Here is a 19,117-nt window from a genome sequence, read left to right on the forward strand (position 1 = left end):
GTCCTCGATTTCGTGACTGGAAACCATAAGCCCAGGGCGCGGCGGCGGCGCCTTGACCGAAATCAATGCCGCTCCTGCGGGGTGCGGTCATGTCCCGGGTGTCGTCACCATGACTCGCTTGGGGGACTATGACCAGCTTGCCGGCTCCAGAGACCAGCACGCCGCGCGATGCGGTGCTTCTCTTCATCCTGATGGGCGTCTGCGCTTTCGGCGCGCTCATCGCCACCGCCTTGTCGGCGGATCCGCTGTTCCGGCTGCAAGGCTGGATCTTCCTGGCCGCGTTCCTGGCCGCCCTGTCGGTCATGACCGTCGCGATCAACTCCGGCCGCCTGCGCTCGCCGCAGGACCGCTACGCCGACGGCGTGGTCAGGGCAGGGGTGATCGCCACCATGTTCTGGGCGGTCGTCGGCATGTCGGTCGGCGTGTTCATCGCCGCCCAGCTCTCCTGGCCAAGCCTGCTCTATTTCTCCGATCACGGCTGGCTGAACTTCGGCCGCCTGCGCCCGCTGCACACCTCGGGCGTGATCTTCGCGTTCGGCGGCAACGCCCTGATCGCCACCTCCTTCTACGTGGTGCAGCGCACCTGCCGCGCGCGCCTGGCCGGCGGCGTCTGGCCCTGGTTCGTGTTCTGGGGCTACCAACTGTTCATCGTGCTGGCGGCGGTCGGCTACGTGGCCGGCATCACCCAGTCCAAGGAATACGCCGAGCCGGAGTGGCTGGTGGACCTCTGGCTGACCATCGTCTGGGTCGCCTACCTGCTGGTGTTCCTCGGCACGATCTGGAAGCGCAAGGAACCGCACATCTACGTGGCCAACTGGTTCTACCTGGCCTTCATCGTCACCATCGCGCTGCTGCACATCGTCAACAACCTGGCCGTCCCGGTCGGGGGGCTGAACAGCCGCAGCTACTCGCTGTTCGGCGGCGTCCAGGACGCCCTGCTGCAGTGGTGGTACGGCCACAACGCCGTCGGCTTCTTCCTGACCGCCGGCTTCCTGGCGATGATGTACTACTTCGTGCCCAAGCGCGCGGAGCGGCCGGTCTATTCGTACCGCCTGTCCATCGTCCACTTCTGGTCGCTGATCTTCATCTACATCTGGGCGGGCCCGCACCACCTGCACTACACGGCGCTGCCCCAGTGGGCCCAGACCCTGGGCATGACCTTCTCGATCATGCTGTGGATGCCGTCCTGGGGCGGGATGATCAACGGCCTGATGACCCTCTCGGGCGCGTGGGACAAGCTGCGCACCGATCCCGTCATCCGCATGATGGCGGTCTCCATCGCCTTCTACGGCATGGCGACCTTCGAAGGCCCGCTGATGTCGATCCGCGAGGTCAACGCGCTCAGCCACTACACCGACTGGACCATCGGCCACGTGCATTCCGGCGCGCTCGGCTGGGTCGGCTTCATCTCCTTCGGCGCCGTCTACTGCCTGGTGCCCTGGCTCTGGAAGAAGGAGCGGCTCTACTCGCTGAAGCTGGCCGAGTGGCACTTCTGGATCGCGACCCTGGGGATCCTTCTCTACATCTGCGCGATGTGGGTTTCCGGGATCATGGAAGGCCTCATGTGGCGCGAATACACGCCCCAGGGCTTCCTCGCGAACTCCTTCGTCGAGACCGTCGCGGCCAAGCACATCGAGAACGTCATCCGCACCCTGGGCGGAGCCATGTTCCTCGCTGGCGCGGTGATCATGTCCTACAACCTGTGGCGTACGACCCGCATGCCGAGCCAGGCGCCCAGCGCCCAGAGCCTCGGCGGTCCCGCCCCCGCGCTCGTCGCGGCGCAGTAAGGCGAGACGTCCAACATGTGGAAGCATCACACCAAGCTGGAGCGGCATTCCCTGCCGCTGGTCATCGCGATCCTGATCGTCGTCTCCATCGGCGGCATCGTCGAGATCGCGCCGCTCTTCTGGCTGGAGAGCACGGTCGAGGAGGTGGAAGGGGTGCGCCCCTACACCCCGCTCGAACTGGCCGGGCGCGACATCTACATCCGCGAGGGCTGCTACACCTGCCACTCGCAGATGGTCCGCCCGCTGCGTGACGAGGTCGAGCGCTACGGCCACTACAGCCTCGCGGCCGAGAGCATGTACGACCACCCGTTCCAGTGGGGCTCGAAGCGGACCGGCCCGGACCTGGCCCGGGTCGGCGGCAAGTACTCGGACGGCTGGCACAAGGACCACCTGGTCGACCCGCGCTCGGTCGTGCCGGAATCGGTCATGCCGCCCTACGCCTTCCTGGCGCAGAAGACGCTCGACTACCGCGACATCCAGGACAAGATCCGCGCCATGACCAAGGTCGGCGTGCCCTACACCCAGGACATGATCGACAACGCCAAGGACGACCTGGAGACCCAGGCCGACCCGTTCGCGGCGCCGACCAAGTTCCAGGCCCGATACGGCGGCAAGGTGCTGCAGCGCGACTTCGACGGCGAGCCCGGCCGGCTCTCCGAAATGGACGCCCTGATCGCCTACCTGCAGATGCTCGGCACGCTCGTCGACTTCAGCACCTACCAGGCCCAGGCGCCGGAGAACCGGCGATGAGCGAGCTGACCTACGAGACCGTGGCGAGGTTCGCCCAGCAAGGCGGGCTGATCTACTTCGGCCTGATCTTCGCGGGCGGCGTGCTCTACGCCCTCTGGCCGCGCAACCGCGAGGCGTTCAAGCGCCTCGCCAGCCTTCCCCTGCAAGATGACGAGGACCCCGATGTCCAAGCGTGAATCCGACGAGGTGACGGGCGTCGAGACCACGGGACACGAGTGGGACGGCATCCGCGAACTGGACAACCCGCTGCCGCGCTGGTGGCTCTACATGTTCTGGGCCGGCATCGTCGTGGCGGCCGTCTACTGGGTGCTGATGCCGGCCTGGCCCGGCGTGAGCAGCTATACCCGCGGCGTGCTCGGCCAATCGGACCGCGCCGACGTCGAGACGGCCCTGAACGACCTGAAGACCGTCCGCGGCGCCCAGGCCGCGCGCCTCAAGACCGCCAGCCTCGAGCAGATCGAGCAGGACCCGGATCTCCAGGCCTACGCCCAGGCGGTCGGCCAGTCGGTGTTCGGCGACAACTGCGCCACTTGCCACGGCACCGGCGGGGTCGGGGCCAAGGGCTACGCCAACCTGCGCGACGACGTCTGGCTGTGGGGCGGTTCGCTGGAGGACATCCACCACACGATCGAGGTGGGGATCCGCGCCGACCATCCGCAGACCCGCTTCTCGCAGATGCCGGCCTTCGGCCGCGACCAGATGCTGAGCGCCACCGAAATCTCGGACCTGACGGAATACGTCGTGGCGCTGTCGGGCCGGCCGGCCGACGCCGGGGCGGTTCGCCGGGCGGCGCCGGTCTACCAGGCCCAGTGCATCGCCTGCCACGGCCCGACCGGCGCGGGCGACCAGAAGCAGGGCGCCCCGGACCTGACGGACCAGGAGTGGCTCTACGGCTCCACGCGCGCCGACATCCACGCCCAGATCTGGAACGGCCGCGGCGGCGTCATGCCGAGCTGGAAGGCGCGCTTCGACCCTGAAACCCTGAAGGCGCTGGCGGTCTACATCCACGCCAACGCCGGAGGCCAATAGGCCATGACCGTCGTCATAGACAGGACCCGTGCTTCGGCCCCCAAGCATGGAACGGGTCCCGTCTCGGCCGCCGCCCGGGCTCGCAAGAGCGCGGATCCGGGCGGCGGCCTCTACAAGCCGCGCGCGCCGATCTATCCCAAGCTGGTCCATGGCCGCTGGCGCGCGATCAAGTGGGCGGTGATGATCGTCACCCTGGCGATCTACTACATCACCCCCTGGATCCGCTGGGACCGCCCCGGCGTGCTGCCCGACCAGGCGGTGCTGGTCGATTTCGCCGGCCGCCGCTTCTACTTCTTCGACATCCAGCTCTGGCCGCAGGAGGTGCACTTCATCACCGGCCTGCTGGTGCTGTCGGCCCTGGCCCTGTTCCTGGTCACGGCGCTGTTCGGGCGCCTGTGGTGCGGCTACACCTGCCCGCAGACGGTCTGGACCGATCTCTTCATCTATGTCGAGCGCCTGTTCGAGGGTGACCGCAACGCCCGCATGCGCCTGGACGCCGCCCCCTGGTCCCTGGACAAGGCCTGGCGGAAGATCGGCAAGCACGCGGTCTGGCTGGGCATCGCCTTCGCCACCGGCGGGGCCTGGATCTTCTATTTCCACGACGCGCCGGCCCTGCTGCGCGACTTCTGGACCCTGCAGGGCCCGGTCACCGGCTACGTCTTCTGCCTGCTGCTGACCTTCACGACCTACGTCTTCGCCGGGACGATGCGCGAACAGGTCTGCATCTACATGTGCCCCTGGCCGCGCATCCAGGGCGCGATGCTCGACACGAACTCGCTGCAGGTCACCTATCGCTACGACCGCGGAGAGCCGCGCGGCGCGCACAAGAAGGCCGCCGGCTGGGCCGGGCGCGGCGACTGCGTCGACTGCCACCAGTGCGTCACCGCCTGTCCCATGGGCATCGACATCCGCGACGGGGCGCAGCTCGAATGCATCAACTGCGGACTCTGCATCGACGCCTGCGACGAGATCATGATCAAGGTCGACCGGCCGAAAGGGCTGATCGCCTACGACACCGACGCCGCGGTCGAGGCGCGGGCGGCGGGGAAGCCCGCCGTCTATCGGCTCGTCCGCCCGCGCACCATCTTCTACGCCCTGGCCCTGGCGGTCGTCGGCGCGCTCATGGTCTGGGGGCTCAGCGTCCGGCCGACCATGGACCTGCACGTCCTGCACGACCGCAACCCGGTCTTCGTGCGCCTGCACGACGGGGCGGTGCGCAACGGCTACACGATCAAGATCGCCAACCGCACCTTCCAGGCCCAGACCTACACCATCGCCTTCGTGGGATCGCCCGGCGCGATCCTCAAGACGCCCGGCGAGCGGGCCGGCCAGGCCGCGCTGAAGGTCGAGGTGCCGGCCAACGAGGTCCGCGCCGTCCGCATCTTCGTGACCCTGCCGCCTGAGGCGATCACCGCCAACAACCTCGCCGCCGCCTTCCTGGTCGCCAGCCCGTCCGACCAGATCGAGGGCAAGACCACCTTCCTCTCGGGAGCCGCGAACGCGCCATGACCGTCCAAGCCGCCCGCAAGCCCTTCCGTGTCACCGGCTGGCACGTGCTGATCTCGGTGATCGCCTTCTTCGGGGTGGTCATCGCCGTCGACAGCCTGTTCCTGGTCCTGGCCTACCGCTCGCACCCCGGCCAGGTCTCGGTGACGCCCTATGAAGACGGCCTGGCCTACAACCGCGCGGTCGCCCAGCGCCGCGCCCAGGCGGCCCTGGGATGGAGCGCGACCGCGGCGCCCGCCGAAAGCGGGGTGGTGGTGGCCATCGCCGACGCCGGCGGCGGCCCGGTCGCGGGTCTGAAGCTGACCGGCCTGCTGCGCCGTCCCGCCACCGAGGCGGGCGAGTTCGCCCTGACCTTCGTCGAGACCGCTCCTGGCCGCTATCACGCCCCCGTCAGGCCCGCCGCCGGCGCCTGGGACGTCCATGTCCAGTCGCAGGGGCAGGTCTTCCAAGCGGAGCGCCGACTGACATGGCCCTGATCTCCGACGCGCCGAACCGGCAGGACTTCTCCGCCTTCCTGCGTCCGGCCGAGGACGGCGGGCGGTCCATCGAGCTGCTGGTCAAGGGCGCGCGCTGCGCCGCCTGCCTGGCGAAGATCGAGCGCGAGGTCCGCGCCCTGCCGGCGGTGGAGTCCGCGCGCCTCAACCTGACGACCGGCAAGCTCGCCGTCGGCTTCCAGGCCGGGGCCGGCGATCCCAGCCTGGTGCTCGACCGGCTCGAGCGCCTCGGCTACCCGGCCACGCTCTATGATCCGGGCAAGGCCGCCGCCGCGCGCGACGCCGAGGGCCGCCGTCTGACCCTGGCGCTGGGCGTGGCCGCCTTCGGCGCCGGCAACGCCATGATGTTCTCGGTGCCGATCTGGGCCGGCCTGTTCGGCCAGGAGCTCGGCCCGGCCACGCGGACCATGATGATGTGGCTCAGCGCCGTGATCGGCGCGCCCTGCGCCATCTATGCCGGCATGCCGTTCTTCGAGTCGGCCTGGCGCTCGCTGCGTGCGGGGCGGGCCAATATGGACGTGCCGATCTCCATCGGCGTGATCCTCACCCTGCTGATCTCGTTCGTGGAGACGGTGCTGCGGGGCCGGGACGCCTATTTCGACGCCGCTGTGTCGCTGCTGTTCCTGCTGCTGATCGGCCGCTGGCTGGACCATCGACTGCGGGCCAGCGCCCGCAGCGCCGCGGCCGACCTGCTGGCGATGCAGGCCCCGGCCGCGACCCTGGTCGGCGAGGACGGGGCCGAGCGCCGCATCCCGCTGGGCGACATCGCGCCGGGCGATGAGCTCATCGTGCGTCCGGGCGAACGCATCCCCGTGGACGCGGTGATCGCCGCCGGGGTCTCCGAACTCGACAAGTCGCTGCTCACCGGCGAGACGACGCCGGTCCGCGTGGCGCGCGGCGAGGTCTGCCAGGCCGGCGCCCTGAACCTGGGCGGCGTTCTGCGCCTGCGGGCCGCCGCCCGTTCGGAGGATTCCGCCGTGGCCGCCATCGCCCGGCTGGTCGAGGCCGGAACCCAGTCGCGTTCGAAGTACGTCCGCCTGGCCGACAAGGCCGCGTCCCTCTACGTGCCCGTGGTCCATACGGCTGCGGCCCTGACCTTCGCCGGGGGCTGGATGCTGGGCCTTGGCCCGCGCGAGGCGCTTCTGCGCGCGGTGGCGGTGCTGATCATCACCTGTCCCTGCGCCCTGGGGCTGGCGGCGCCCGCCGTCCAGGTGACGGCCTCGGCGCGGCTTTTCCGGCGCGGGGTGCTGGTGAAGTCCGGCGCGGCGCTGGAGCGGATAGCCGAGGTCGACCACGTGATCTTCGACAAGACGGGCGTCCTGACCGAAGGGCGCCCCGAACTGATCGATCCGATCCCCGCCGCGGTCGCCATGGCCGCGCCGCTGGCCCGGGCCTCGGCCCACCCGCTGTCCAGGGCGCTGGCGGCCCACGCCGGCCCGACCCTGCTGGCCGAGGACGTCGTGGAAACCGCGGGGCAGGGGATCGAGGGGCGCATCGGCGGCCGCCGGGCCCGGCTCGGCCGCGCGGCCTTCGTCGGCGTCGCCGGCGCCCCGTCGAGCGAGACCGAGCTGTGGTTCGGCTTCGAGGGCGACACCAAGGTCCGCTTCGTCTTCGCCGACCAGTTGCGATCCGATGCGGCGCAGACCATCGCCGCCCTCAAGGCGCGCGGCCTGACCGTCGAGGTCCTCTCGGGCGACATCGCCGCGGCGGTCGACAAGGCGGCGCAGGCCGCAGGCGTCGCCGAGCGGCGCGCCGGCCTGACCCCCGCCGACAAGGCCAGGATCGTCGCCGAGCGCACGGCCGAGGGCCACAAGGTGCTGATGGTCGGCGACGGGCTCAACGACGCCGCGGCCCTGGCCGGCGCCCACGCCGCCATGGCCCCCGGCACGGCCCTCGACGCCAGCCAGAACGCCGCCGACCTGGTGTTTTCGGGCGAGGGGCTGGGCGCCGTGGTCGAGGCTCTCGACGTCTCCAGGTCGGCCCGCCGCCGCGCCCTGGAGAACTTCTCGTTCGCCGCGCTCTACAACCTGGTCGCCGCGCCGGCCGCCATGGCCGGCCTGGTCAACCCGTTCGTCGCCGCCCTGGCGATGTCCGGCTCCTCGCTGGTGGTGACCCTGAACGCCCTGCGCACCCGGGGCGGGAGACGTTAGATGAGCATCCTGATGTTCCTGGCCCCGGCCTCGGTGGCCCTGGCGCTCATCGGCCTGGGCGCCTTCTGGTGGACGTTGCGCAGCGGCCAGTACGACGACCCGCTGGGCGACGCCTCGCGCATCCTCCTGGACGATGATCGTCCCGATTGACGGATGTCACGGCGCAGCTCGGCCGGGCGGGCGACAAGATCGCCGAGTTCACAGGAGCCGACCGTGACCGCCCACGCGCTGCAAGATCCCCAGGCGCTCGCCGATCTCATCGCCCGCTATGACGGGCGCGCCCCGCGCTACACCAGCTATCCCACCGCCGTGCAGTTCACCCCGCAGGTGGGGGAGGCGGCCTACCGCCGGTGGCTGGCGGAGCTTCCGGCGCACGAGCCGGTCTCGCTCTACATGCACGTCCCGTTCTGCGCGCGCCTGTGCTGGTACTGCGGCTGCAACACCCGCGCGGTGAACCGCCACGAGCCGGTCGCCGCCTATGTCGGCAAGCTGCTGGACGAGATCCGGCTGCTGGGCCAGGCCCTGCCGTCCAGGCCGCCCGCCAATGCGCTGCACTTCGGCGGCGGCACCCCCAACATGCTGTCGCCCGCCGAGCTAGACGTGCTGTTCGCGGCCCTGGGCCAGGTCTTCGACCTGTCCGCCGACATCGAAGTCGCCACAGAGATCGACCCGCCGGCGCTCACGCGCGAATGGGTGAGGGCGGCCGCCGCCCACGGCCTGCGGCGCGCCAGCCTCGGCGTCCAGAACCTGTCGCCCGAGGTCCAGGCCGCCGTCGACCGCAAGGGGACCATCGAGGAGGCCGCGCGCTGCGTCGGCTGGCTGCGCGAGGCGGGCGTCGCCTCGATCAACCTGGACCTGATGTACGGCCTTCCGCACCAGACCACGGCCAACACCCTGGCCACCATCGACGCGGTCCTGAGCCTGCGGCCCGAGCGCCTGGCTCTGTTCGGCTACGCGCACGTGCCGTGGATGAAGTCGCATCAGCAGTTGATCGCCGAAGAGGCCCTGCCGGGGCCGGCCGAGCGCCTTGACCAGAGCGAACGCGCCGCCGAGCGGCTGGTCGCCGAAGGTTATGTCCGCATCGGCCTCGATCATTTCGCCTTGCCGGACGATGAACTGGCCGTGGCGTTGGCGGAGGGCCGGCTGCGCCGCAACTTCCAGGGCTACACGACCGACGCCGCCCGCACCCTGATCGGGATGGGCGCCTCGGCGATCGGCGGGTTTCCGCAAGGCTATGTCCAGAACCTGACGAGAGAACTGGACTGGCGCGCCGCCCTGGAGCGGGGCGAGCTGCCCGTCGCGCGCGGGGTGACGCTCACGGAAGAGGACCGTTTCCGCGGCGAGATCATCGAGCGGCTGATGTGCGACTTCGCCGTGGACCTGCGCGTGGCCTGCGCGCGCCATGACCGGTCCCTCGCCGACCTGGCCCTGATCCTGGCGCGGCTGGAGCCGTTCCGCCGCGAGGGCCTGATCGAGGCCGAGGGCGGGCAGGTCCGCGTCGTCGGGGCCGGGCGGCTGGTGATCCGCTCGATCTGCGCGGCGATCGACGAGTATTTCGACGCCCAGCAGGGGCGCCACGCCAAGGCCTTGTAAGGGAAATCAGGCGGCCGCGAGGTCTTCCAGGGCTTCGTGGTCGCGAACCCGGAACCGGCGGCAGCTCTCGAACTCCACCACCCCGGAGGACTGCAATTGGGTGATCATGCGCGAGACCGTCTCGATGGTCAGGCCGAGATAGTCGGCCATGTCCTGGCGGCCCATGGCCAGCTCCACCGCGGTTCCGCCGCGGCGCTGGGCCAGGCCCAGCAGGAAGCTCGCCACCCGCTCGCTGGCGCTCTTGCGGACCAGCAGGGTCAGGTGCTCGCGGGCGCTCTCGAGGTCGCGCACCGTGGCGTCCCACATCAGGCCCTTGAGCTCTTCCTCGCCGCCCGCGGCCAGCAGCGCCTGACGGCTCGCCGCCAGGATCACGCAGTCGCTGAGCGCCTCGGCGGCCATGCTGTGCTGGTCGCGGGTCTCCAGGCCGAACACGTCGCCGGGATAGTAGAAGTCCCCGATCGGGCGGCGGCCGTCGGCCATGAACCGCGAGGTCCGGACCACGCCGCTGATCATGCGGTAGACCAGATCGGCGCGCTCGCCCTGGCCATAGATCTCTTCGTCCTTGGCGAAGGTCATCGGCACGCCGATCCGGCTGATCAGGTCTCGATGATCGTCCCGGAGAATCGTTTCGCTGCAAGTCATACCCAACTCCCGATGACCCATTGACTAGGCCGGGGCGGGCAGGCGGCAAATTTCGGTTCGTCCCTTACGGAGCGGCCCTTACGTACTCCTACGGAGGCTAGTTCACGCGGCGGTTTCGCCCGGCCCAGTAGGGCTCGCGCAGCTCCCGGCGCAGGATCTTGCCCGAGGCGTTGCGGGGCAGGGCGTCGACGAAGTCCACGCTCTTGGGGGCCTTGAAGGCGGCGATGCGGGTCCGGGCGAAGGCGATGATGTCCTCCGGATCGGGATCGGCGCCGGGCTTGCGGGCCACGATCGCCTTCACCGCCTCGCCCCACCTGTCGTCCGGCACCCCGATCACCGCCACCTCGGCGACGTCCGGGTGGCCGTAGACGGCGCTCTCGACCTCGGCCGGATAGATGTTCTCGGCCCCGGAAATGATCATGTCCTTCACCCGGTCGTGGATGAAGAGATAGCCGTCCTCGTCGAGATAGCCGGCGTCGCCGGTGCGCAGCCAGCCGTCGTGCGCGACCGTCGCGGCCGTCGCCTCCGGCAGCCGCCAGTAGCCGGCCATGTTGGACACCGAGCGCACCGCGACCTCGCCGACCGTGTTCGGCGGCAGCGACTCGCCGGCCTCGTTCACGACCTTCAGCTCGACGCCGGGCATCGGCAGGCCCGCGGCCCGCATGCGGGCGTTGCCGGCCGGATCGTGGTCCTCGGGCGGCAGATAGACGATGGTCCCGCAGGTCTCGGTCATGCCGTACTGCTGGACGAAGCCGCAGCCGAACACCTCCATGCACTCGCGCAGCAGGTCCAGCGGGATCGGGCTGGCGCCGTAGAGGATGTACTTCAGCCGCGAATAGTCGACCTGGCGCGCGTTCGGCTGACGCACCACGATCTGCAGCGCCGCCGGGACCATGAACATCTTCGAGATCCGATCCCGCTCGATGTAGTCCAGCACCTTGAAGGGATCGAACTCCCGCGCCACCACGCCCCGGGCGCCGTTGACCAGGCCGACGATCCCCCAGCCGGTTCCGCCGATATGGCCGACCGGCATCGCCACGAGGCTGACGTCGTCCGGGCCCCACTGGTTCCAGGCCATCGGCGTCTCCTGCGCGCGGCGGCGGCCGCCCAGGATGTTCAGGTGGCTCAGCATCGCGCCCTTCGGCCGGCCGGTCGTCCCGGAGGTGTAGAGCTGCACCGCCACGTCCCGCTCGTCGATCGCGATGGCCGGATCGGTCGGTGGCTGGGCGTCGCGCCAGGCCTCGTAGGTCGGCCAGCCCGATGGGCCAGCCTCCATCGCCACGAACGTCACGCCGGGCAGTTCGGCCGCGATCTGCTCTGCGGCCTGCAGCACCTCGGGGCCGACGAACAGCATCCTGGCCTGGGCGTCGCCGGCGATGTAGGCGATTTCGGGCGGGGCGAGCCGCCAGCCGATCGGGGCCATGATCACCCCGGCCTTGGCCGCTCCGAACAGCAGCTCGAAATAGTGGTCGCTGTTCTTGCCCAGATAGGCGATGCGGTCGCCCTTCTTCAGGCCCTGCGCGATCAGCGCCTGGGCCGCGCGATTGCTGCCCGCCTCGAACTGGGCGTAGGTCGTCTCGCGCCCCTCGAAGGCCAGCGCGACGGCGTCCGGCCGTTCCCTGGCGTGGAAGCGCGGGACGTCGGCCAGGGTGGGCATGGCGTAGAAGTCGATGACGGGGGCGGCCATGACGGTCTCCTCAGAGCCCGAGCACCAGGCGGGCGATGATGTCCCGCTGGATCTCGTTGGAGCCGCCATAGATCGAGGCGGCGCGATCGTTCAGGTATCTGGGCATGGCGGTCAGCACCGCCTCGGGCCCGATCGGCGGGACGTCGGAGCCGGGCTCGCGCGCGTCCGGCTGATCGACGCCGCCATGGACGCCGGCGACCTCCAGCAGCAGTTCGTCGATCCGCTGCATCGCTTCGCCGCCCTGGGTCTTGAGCATCGAGGAGGCCGGGCCGGGGTTCGTCCCGGCCGACAGCGCCGCGAGGATCCGCTGCTCGGACATCTCGATGGCCTGCACGGCGATCTCCGTGTCCATCAGCCTGGCGCGGAAGGCCGGCTGGGCGAGCAGCCCGGCCGACTGCGCCGCCGAGCGCACCCGGCCCAGCATGACCTTCAGCCCGGGGGCCGAGCCGCCGCCCCGCTCGAACTCCAGCAGGTGCTTGGCGACGGTCCAGCCCTGGTTCTCCTCGCCCAGCCGCCCGGAGACCGGCGCGCGGACGTCCTCGAAGAAGACCTCGTTGACCTCGTGCTCGCCGGCCAGGGTGATGATCGGCCGGACCCGGATCCCGGGGCTGTGCATGTCCAGCAGCAGGAAGGTGACGCCGGCCTGCGGCTTGCCGCCCGTCTGCGTCCGCACCAGGCAGAACATCCGGTTCGCCCAGTGCGCATGGGTGGTCCACAGCTTCGAGCCGCTCAGGACATAGTCGTCGCCGTCGCGGACCGCGCGCAGTTGCAACGAGGCCAGGTCGGAACCAGCCCCCGGCTCGGAATAGCCCTGGCACCAGTAGTCCTCGCCCGAGAGGATGCGCGGCAGGTAGTGCGCCTTCTGCTCGGGCGTGCCGTAGCCCATGATCACCGGCCCCACCATGCGCAGGCCCATCGGGGCCAGGCTGGGAGCCCCGGCCCGCGCGCATTCGGCCGCGAAGACGTGACGCTGCATCTCGCTCCAGCCGGGGCCGCCATAGGCCCTCGGCCAGCTCGGCGCCGCCCAGCCCCTGGCGTGCAGGATCTTCTGCCAGGGCAGGCTGAAACGCCTGTCCATGAACACGCTGGTCGCCCGGCGGCCGGCCTCGCGCAGTTCCGGGGTCAGCGCCTCCTCCAGGAAGGCGCGGACCTCGTCGCGAAAGGCCAGTTCGTCGGCGGTGAGATCAAGATTCACGCAGGCGCGTCCTAGAAGCGGCCGCGCAGCGTAACCCCATAGGTCCGCGGCGGGGCCAGGAACGTCGCGAAGGTCCCGGTCTGCAGCGGCTGGTCGACGACGACCTGGTTGTAGTCCTCGTCGGTCAGGTTCTGGGCCCAGAGCTCGGCCGACCACCTCTCGTCCTGGGTTCCCAGCGCCAGGCGGGCGTTGACCAGGGTCAGGGCGGGCTGCGACTTCAGCGGATCGAGGTTCGAACCGGTGTTGTATTCCGAGGTGTACTTGGCCGAGACGCTGGCCCGGAACTCCAGGGTTTCGCCGATCGGGCGCTCGTAGTTCACCGTGCCCGCCGCCGACCAGAGCGGGGCGTAGGACAGGCGGGTGTGCGGCAGGCGAGGGGAGATCCCCGCCGGCGGGACGAAGTCGCCGAACTGCGTCTCGGCATAGGTGACGCCGCCGGAGAAGCTCAATCCCTCGACCGGCGGACGCCACATCAGGTCGACGTCGACCCCGCGCGAGACCACCTCGGGGATCGAAGCCACCAGCCAGCTTATCCCGGTATAGGTGTTGAGCTGGAAGTCCTCGAAGGTCTGGTGGAACAGCGTCGCGTTGGCCAGCAGGCTGTAGTCCGGCGTGTTGGTCTTTACGCCCAGTTCGTAGCTGACCACGGTTTCGGCCGGGAAGCTGGTGTCGGGATCGATGACGCCGGCCGCCTTGCGGGCGCGGTCGAGGTTGAACCCGCCGCTCTTGAAACCCTCGGCATATGAGGCGTAGGCCATCACGCCCTGGTTGAAGCGATAGCTCGCCTTCAGCGTGCCGCCCCAGCGGCCTTCGCTCTGCTTCTGACGGGTGACGACATTGTCGAAGGCCGGGTCCGAGTGCGGGGCGCAGATCGCCCCGGTCACCGCGGCCGGCAGCGGCCGGGTCAGGGCCGTGGCGCAGGCGTTCGCCGGCGCGGCGTTGGTGTAGTGGCTGCGAACCGTCTTCTCGTCGTCGGAATAGCGCAGGCCCAGGGTCAGCTCGAGCGCCTCGGTGACCTTCCAGCTATTGTTGGTGAACAGCGCCCAGCCCTTGGAATTGTGGTCGAAGCTGTCGCGCGGCCCGGCCCCGGCCGGGAAGTTGGTCCCGAACGGCAGTCCGGTGAGCTGGGAGACGAAGACCGGGTTCGGCGAGCCCGTCGGCGCCGACAGCAACAGGCCGAAATAGGTCTCGTAGGCCGTGCCGAACGTCGTCGCCGACGCCGTCTTCAGGTCTTCGTCGGAATAGAAGGCCCCGATCAGCCAGTTGACCGTCTCGGTCGCGCCGGCCAGGCGAAGTTCCTGCGAGAACGATTTGATTTCGTTGAAGCTCGATCCGTTCGCGGGCCGATACCAGATGTCCGCCGAGGAGAAGTCGATGTCCGAGCCGTTCTCCGCCCGCCAGTTGCGGAAGGCGGTGATCGAGGTCAGGGCGACGGCGTCGTTGATGTCCCAGTCGATCTGGGCCGAGACGCCCTTGTCGGTGATCTTCGAGCCCATGTCGCGGTTGGCGTTTGCCAGCCGGGCGCCCGGGTTCGGCGGGCGCTGGATCCCCTCGTCGCCGGCCAGGGAGTCGATGATCGGCGCGGTCGGCCCCGCCACGGTGACGAAGTTCACGCAGCAATGCTCGTCGCGGTCGGAGTAGTCGGCCAGCAGCCTGATGTCGAGATTGGCGGCGGGCGTCACCAGCAACTGGCCGCGGACCGTGTAGTAGTTCTGGTCGGTGTCGTCCTGCCGGGTTCGCGGGCCGGCGCCGACATGCACGTCGGCGAAGCCGTCGCGCTCGCGCTTGGCCACGTAGAGCCGCCCGGCCATCATGTCGGGGACGATCGGGCCGGTGAGGCTGCCGGCGATCCCGAACGCGCCATAATCGCCGACGGTGACCTCGCCCGCGGCCTCGAAGTCGAACGCGGGGGCCTTGGTGATGACGTTGATGACGCCGGCCGAGGTGTTCTTTCCGAACAGGGTGCCCTGCGGACCCTTGAGGATCTCGACCCGTTCCAGCTCGCCGAGATCGCCGAAGGCCACGCCGCTGCGCGCCCGGTAGACGCCGTCGACGACCGTTCCGACCGAGGACTCCAGGCCCGGATTGTCGCCGATGGTGCCGACGCCGCGGATCCGCGCCGAGGTCTGCGCCTCGCTGGTCGAGGAGGTCACGCTGAGGCCGGGGGCCAGGACCTGCAGGTCCTTGATGTCCCGCACGCCCGCATCCTGGAGTTGCCGTTGCGGAAGGGTCGTGACCACCACAGGCACGTCCTGCAGGTTCTGCTCGCGCTTCTGGGCCGTCACCACCAGCTCGGCGACGGTTCCGGCCTCCTGGGCCAGGACCGGGGTCGCAGCGCATGCCGCCGCGATGACCGCCCACGAGGCGGTCCGCATTGCGTGTCTCATCTTCCCTCCCGCTGCCGGCGTCGAAGGCCGGCGGTTCTTGCACATCGCCGTCTTGGTGCGGCGAGGCGGGAATGCTTGCGGAACTTGGCGTTGCAGGACAAGCTAACGGAAGTGATAGGCGCCGCAGGGGAGGCTCGCCGTCGTGGGGGCTCAGCGATGACCGAAGAGGCGCGCGAGGAACTCGAGCTCATCGAACGCCTGGCGGTCGAGGTTCGCGATCGCGGCGCCGAGATTGGTCTGCCCTATATCGCGGTCAGCGCCGACATCGGCGACCCCGAGCCCATGCGGGACGGGCAGGGGCGGCCCTTCGCCGAAACCCTGTTTCGCTGGCTCGACCCAGGATTGCGGTACTGGCAGGACCGCGGCTTCGCCCTGCGGTCGGCCTTCGTCTTCGCCTGCCGCTATACGGCCGAGCCGTTCTACTTCCACGACGGCCGTTTCGGGGCCTGGCGAGCGTCGCCGCGCCTGGAGGCGATCAACGTCGTCCAGAGCGCCGACACCGTGGAGATCGGCACGGCCATCGTCGCGCCGGCCCACCTGCCGGGCGGCGTGATCGGCGCCATCGTCTGGGCCTCGCCCGAGCCCTTCGACATCCGCCCGGTGTTCGAGCAGCGGGCGGCGGAGCTCTCGATCCTCTCGCTGAGGTTCATGGCCGCCTACAACGATCGCGGCTCCTCGCCCGAGGGCCTGGTCCACCTGACGCGTCGGGAGATCCAGTGCCTGAAGTGGGCCGCGAAGGGCAAGACCGACTCCGAAATCGCCGAGATCGTGAAGATCTCCATGCCGACCGTCCGCTTCCACATGCGCAACGCCGCCGACAAGATGGGCGTCGCGGGCCGGCCCCAGGCGGTGCACCGCGCCTCCGTCCTCGGCTATGTCGGAGAGCGGCGCATGACCGGCCGGGCCTGAGCGGGCTCTAGCGGCGGCCGAGCCGCAGTTCCCCCAGGGTCTTGAGGACCAGGGTCGCCAGGGCCAGGACGGCGAGGATCGAGGCGGCGGCGAAGGCGCCTGTGGTGTTGTAGTCGTTGAACAGCACCTCGATGTGCAGGGGCAGGGTCTCGGTCTTGCCGCGGATCTTGCCCGACACCACCGAGACGGCGCCGAACTCGCCCATGACGCGGGCGTTGCACAGCACCGCGCCGTAGAACAGCGCCCAGCGGATCTTCGGCAGGGTGATCGCCACGAAGGTCGTCAGGCCTCCTGCGCCGAGCGAAAGCCCGGCTTCCTCCTCGTCGGCGCCCTGCTCCTGCATGACGGTGATCAGCTCGCGGGCCACGAAGGGGCTGGTGACGAACATGCTGGCCAGGAAGATCGCCGGCACAGTGAACATCACCCGCCATCCCTGGTCGGCCAGGAACGGACCGAACAGGCCCTGGGAGCCGTAGAGAAACAGGTAGGCGACGCCGGCGACGATCGGCGAGACGGCCACCGGCAGCTCGATGAGGGTGGTGAGGATCTGCTTGCCGCGGAACTGGTGGCGCGTCACCGCCCAGGCCGCGCAGATCCCGAACATCACGTTGATCGGCACGACGACGAGCGAGGTCAGGACCGTGAGCCAGATCGCGTGCAGGGTGAACGGGTCGGAGACCTTCTCGGCATAGACCGCCGCGCCCAGCGCAAAGGCGCGCTCGAAGACCACGAGCAGCGGCGCGCCGAACATCAGCACCGCCAGGACCAGCGCCGAGCCGATCAGCAGGCGGCGGGAGAGCGCCGAGTGGCCGGCGCGAAGGTGGGGGCGCGGGGTCATCCGCGGCCCTCGCGCGCGTGCCGCCAGAATTGCAGCGCGTTGACGGTCAGCAGGGTGGCGAAGGACGCCGCCAGAAGCGCGACGGCGAGGCCGGCCGCGCCCGGATAGTCGAACTCCTCCAGCCGGATATAGGTCAGCAGGGTGGTGACCTCGGTCTGCATCGGCACGTTGCCGGCGATGAAGATCACCGCGCCGTACTCGCTTAGCGCCCTGGAGAAGGCCAGGGCCGCGCCGGACAGCAGGGCCGGCAGCACCGCCGGGAACACGACCTGCAGGAACACCGTCAGGTCCGAGGCGCCGAGGCTGAAGGCCGCTTCCTCGGCCTCGGGCTCGAGATCCTCGAGCACGGGCTGGACGCTGCGGATGACGAACGGGATGCTGGTGAAAGCCATGGCCACGGCGATGCCGGCCGGGGCATAGGCGACCTTTACGCCCAGCGGCTCCAGCAGGCCGCCGGCCCAGCCGGTGGGCGCGAAAATGGCCGACAGCGCGATCCCCGCGACCGCCGTGGGCAGGGCGAAGGGCAGATCCACGACGGCGTCGAGCACGGCGCGTCCGGCGAACCGATAGCGCACCAGCACCCAGGCGAAGAGGAAGCCGGCCACCGTGTTGAAGGCGGTCGCCGCCAGCGCCGTCCCGAAGGTCAGCCGATAGGTGGCGAGCGCGCGCGGCGAGCTGACGCCCGCCCAGAGCGTCGCCCATCCGGTCTCGCCGGATTTCCAGAGCAGGGCGGCGATCGGCGCCAGCACGATGATCGCCAGATAGCTGAGGGTGACGCCCATGGTCAGGCCAAAGCCCGGCATGGTGCGGGCTCGCCGCCGCGCCACCTCAGTACGCAGGTCTGCGGGTGGTCATCTGCGGACGAACACCTGGTCGAGGACGCCGCCCGCGGCGAGGTGTTCCTTGGCCACCTGGTCCCAGCCGCCCAGGGTCTGCTCGACGGTCAGGATGCGGGTGGGGGTGAACTGGTTGCGGTAGTCGGCCGCCACCTTGCGGTCGCTGACGCGGTAGAAGTGCCTGGCCAGGATGTGCTGGGCCTGCGGCGTATAGAGGAACTTCAGGTAGGCCGTCGCGACGTCGCGCGAGCCGCGCTGGTCGACCACCTTGTCCACGACCGCCACCGGGAACTCGGCCAGCAGGCTGACCGGCGGGGTGACCACCTGGGCCTTGGCGGCGCCGGCTTCCTTGACGGTGCCGAGCGCTTCGGCCTCGAAGGTGACGAGGACGTCTCCCTGGCCCTTTTCCAGGAAGGTCGTGGTCGCCTGGCGCCCGCCGGTGTCGAAGACCACGACGTTGGCCAGCAGCTTGCGGGCGAACTCGGCGGCCTTGACCTTGTCGCCCTTGTTCTTGTCCAGGGCATAGGCGTAGGCCGCCAGATAGGTGTAGCGGCCGTTGCCCGAGGTCTTCGGGTTGGGGATGACGATGCCGACGCCGGGCCTGGTCAGGTCGTCCCAGGTCTTGATGCCCTTGGGATTGCCGCCGCGGACCACGAAGGCGGGCAGCGAATAGTAGGGCGAGCTGCGGTTGGGCAGCAGGGTGCGCCAGTTGGCCGGCACCAGCTTGCCCTTGTCGTGCAGGGTCTGGATGTCCGTCACCTGGTTGAAGGTGACGACGTCGGCGGGCAGGCCCTCGAGCACGGCGCGGGCCTGGGCCGAGGAACCGGCATGGGACTGGTTGACCTTGATGGTCTGGCCGCTCGACTTCTTCCAGGCGGCGACGAAGGCCGGATTGATGTCGGCGAAGGTCTCGCGCGAGACGTCGTAGGAGACGTTGAGGATTTCGTCGACCGCGGCGGCCGCCGGCGTCGTCATGAGAAGCGCCGCCGCCATGCCGGCGACAAGGATGGATCGCGGTTTCATCATCAGCCCCGAAGACGCCGGCGCGCCTTGGCGTCGTCGGCAGATATTCCTATAGATCCAGTGGGGCATCCGGTGGCGATGCAGTTTTTCTCCTAGCACCGTGAGGGAGCCTGCCAGCCCGGGCCCGGGCCTTCGGCCGAGAGCCGTTCCTCACGGCTCTGGCGTTCCAGCCCCGCGACGCCGACAGTATTTCTGCTCGAAAGGCCCAGAATATATCGGCCGGCGCGATCCTGCAGGGGCGTGCGAGCATACCCCATCTCAAGGCTCAGGACGCGGCTGAAGGATCGGGGA

At 69.8% G+C, this 19,117-nt stretch carries 17 protein-coding genes; 10 read left to right on the plus strand and 7 right to left on the minus strand.

Annotation, left to right across the window (positions count from 1 at the left end; genetic code table 11):
* Nucleotides 1–302 precede the first annotated feature (302 nt).
* From ccoN to hemN, 9 genes are all read left to right on the plus strand, one after another.
* On the plus strand, nucleotides 303–1,787 hold the full coding sequence (ccoN, locus tag RTL41_RS11580) for a cytochrome-c oxidase, cbb3-type subunit I (RefSeq protein ID WP_312164570.1): 1,485 nt from the start codon (nucleotides 303–305) through the stop codon (nucleotides 1,785–1,787).
* Between the two features lie 15 nt (nucleotides 1,788–1,802).
* On the plus strand, nucleotides 1,803–2,537 hold the full coding sequence (gene ccoO / locus RTL41_RS11585) for a cytochrome-c oxidase, cbb3-type subunit II (RefSeq protein ID WP_312164499.1): 735 nt from the start codon (nucleotides 1,803–1,805) through the stop codon (nucleotides 2,535–2,537).
* Nucleotides 2,534–2,713, plus strand: coding sequence for a cbb3-type cytochrome c oxidase subunit 3 (locus tag RTL41_RS11590; protein ID WP_312164502.1), 180 nt, complete (start codon nucleotides 2,534–2,536; stop codon nucleotides 2,711–2,713). The genes ccoO and RTL41_RS11590 overlap by 4 nt, the downstream gene beginning before the upstream one ends.
* The gene (ccoP, locus tag RTL41_RS11595; RefSeq protein ID WP_312164504.1) at nucleotides 2,700–3,566 is read left to right on the plus strand and encodes a cytochrome-c oxidase, cbb3-type subunit III; all 867 of its coding nucleotides are present in this window, start codon (nucleotides 2,700–2,702) and stop codon (nucleotides 3,564–3,566) included. Before RTL41_RS11590 ends, ccoP begins: the two co-directional genes overlap by 14 nt.
* Before the next feature lie 3 nt (nucleotides 3,567–3,569).
* Nucleotides 3,570–5,075, plus strand: coding sequence for a cytochrome c oxidase accessory protein CcoG (gene ccoG / locus RTL41_RS11600; protein ID WP_312164506.1), 1,506 nt, complete (start codon nucleotides 3,570–3,572; stop codon nucleotides 5,073–5,075).
* On the plus strand, nucleotides 5,072–5,548 hold the full coding sequence (locus tag RTL41_RS11605; protein WP_312164508.1) for a FixH family protein: 477 nt from the start codon (nucleotides 5,072–5,074) through the stop codon (nucleotides 5,546–5,548). Before ccoG ends, RTL41_RS11605 begins: the two co-directional genes overlap by 4 nt.
* Nucleotides 5,539–7,716 carry a heavy metal translocating P-type ATPase gene (locus RTL41_RS11610; RefSeq protein WP_312164510.1) on the plus strand — a complete coding sequence of 726 codons (2,178 nt, stop codon included), beginning with the start codon at nucleotides 5,539–5,541 and terminating at the stop codon, nucleotides 7,714–7,716. The genes RTL41_RS11605 and RTL41_RS11610 overlap by 10 nt, the downstream gene beginning before the upstream one ends.
* Nucleotides 7,717–7,866 carry a cbb3-type cytochrome oxidase assembly protein CcoS gene (gene ccoS / locus RTL41_RS11615; protein WP_312164512.1) on the plus strand — a complete coding sequence of 50 codons (150 nt, stop codon included), beginning with the start codon at nucleotides 7,717–7,719 and terminating at the stop codon, nucleotides 7,864–7,866.
* A gap of 63 nt (nucleotides 7,867–7,929) precedes the next feature.
* The gene (gene hemN / locus RTL41_RS11620; protein ID WP_312164514.1) at nucleotides 7,930–9,309 is read left to right on the plus strand and encodes an oxygen-independent coproporphyrinogen III oxidase; all 1,380 of its coding nucleotides are present in this window, start codon (nucleotides 7,930–7,932) and stop codon (nucleotides 9,307–9,309) included.
* A 6-nt stretch (nucleotides 9,310–9,315) separates the two neighbouring features.
* Here hemN and RTL41_RS11625 read toward each other — a convergent pair whose 3' ends face one another.
* From RTL41_RS11625 to RTL41_RS11640, 4 genes are all read right to left on the minus strand, one after another.
* Nucleotides 9,316–9,951 carry a helix-turn-helix domain-containing protein gene (locus RTL41_RS11625; RefSeq protein ID WP_312164516.1) on the minus strand — a complete coding sequence of 212 codons (636 nt, stop codon included), beginning with the start codon at nucleotides 9,949–9,951 and terminating at the stop codon, nucleotides 9,316–9,318.
* Between the two features lie 97 nt (nucleotides 9,952–10,048).
* Nucleotides 10,049–11,638, minus strand: a complete 1,590-nt coding sequence (locus RTL41_RS11630; RefSeq protein ID WP_312164518.1) for a fatty acid--CoA ligase — start codon at nucleotides 11,636–11,638, stop codon at nucleotides 10,049–10,051.
* 10 nt (nucleotides 11,639–11,648) lie between these two features.
* On the minus strand, nucleotides 11,649–12,833 hold the full coding sequence (locus RTL41_RS11635; RefSeq protein ID WP_312164520.1) for an acyl-CoA dehydrogenase family protein: 1,185 nt from the start codon (nucleotides 12,831–12,833) through the stop codon (nucleotides 11,649–11,651).
* An 11-nt stretch (nucleotides 12,834–12,844) separates the two neighbouring features.
* On the minus strand, nucleotides 12,845–15,208 hold the full coding sequence (locus RTL41_RS11640) for a TonB-dependent receptor (RefSeq protein WP_312164521.1): 2,364 nt from the start codon (nucleotides 15,206–15,208) through the stop codon (nucleotides 12,845–12,847).
* A 168-nt stretch (nucleotides 15,209–15,376) separates the two neighbouring features.
* Here RTL41_RS11640 and RTL41_RS11645 point away from each other — a divergent pair, with 168 nt between their 5' ends.
* The gene (locus tag RTL41_RS11645; protein ID WP_312164523.1) at nucleotides 15,377–16,129 is read left to right on the plus strand and encodes a helix-turn-helix transcriptional regulator; all 753 of its coding nucleotides are present in this window, start codon (nucleotides 15,377–15,379) and stop codon (nucleotides 16,127–16,129) included.
* Between the two features lie 7 nt (nucleotides 16,130–16,136).
* Here RTL41_RS11645 and cysW read toward each other — a convergent pair whose 3' ends face one another.
* From cysW to cysP, 3 genes are read right to left on the minus strand one after another with little or no spacing between them, the layout of a single operon-like run.
* A complete protein-coding gene (cysW, locus tag RTL41_RS11650; RefSeq protein WP_312164525.1) occupies nucleotides 16,137–16,967 on the minus strand; it encodes a sulfate ABC transporter permease subunit CysW in 831 nt (276 codons plus the stop codon).
* On the minus strand, nucleotides 16,964–17,770 hold the full coding sequence (gene cysT, locus RTL41_RS11655) for a sulfate ABC transporter permease subunit CysT (RefSeq protein WP_409418328.1): 807 nt from the start codon (nucleotides 17,768–17,770) through the stop codon (nucleotides 16,964–16,966). Before cysT ends, cysW begins: the two co-directional genes overlap by 4 nt.
* A 48-nt stretch (nucleotides 17,771–17,818) precedes the next feature.
* Nucleotides 17,819–18,826 (minus strand): thiosulfate ABC transporter substrate-binding protein CysP, encoded by a 1,008-nt coding sequence (gene cysP, locus RTL41_RS11660; protein WP_312164529.1) that lies wholly within the window; start codon nucleotides 18,824–18,826, stop codon nucleotides 17,819–17,821.
* Nucleotides 18,827–19,117: the final 291 nt, after the last annotated feature.

The sequence above is a fragment of the Phenylobacterium sp. genome (assembly GCF_031984885.1).
GTDB lineage: Bacteria > Pseudomonadota > Alphaproteobacteria > Caulobacterales > Caulobacteraceae > Phenylobacterium.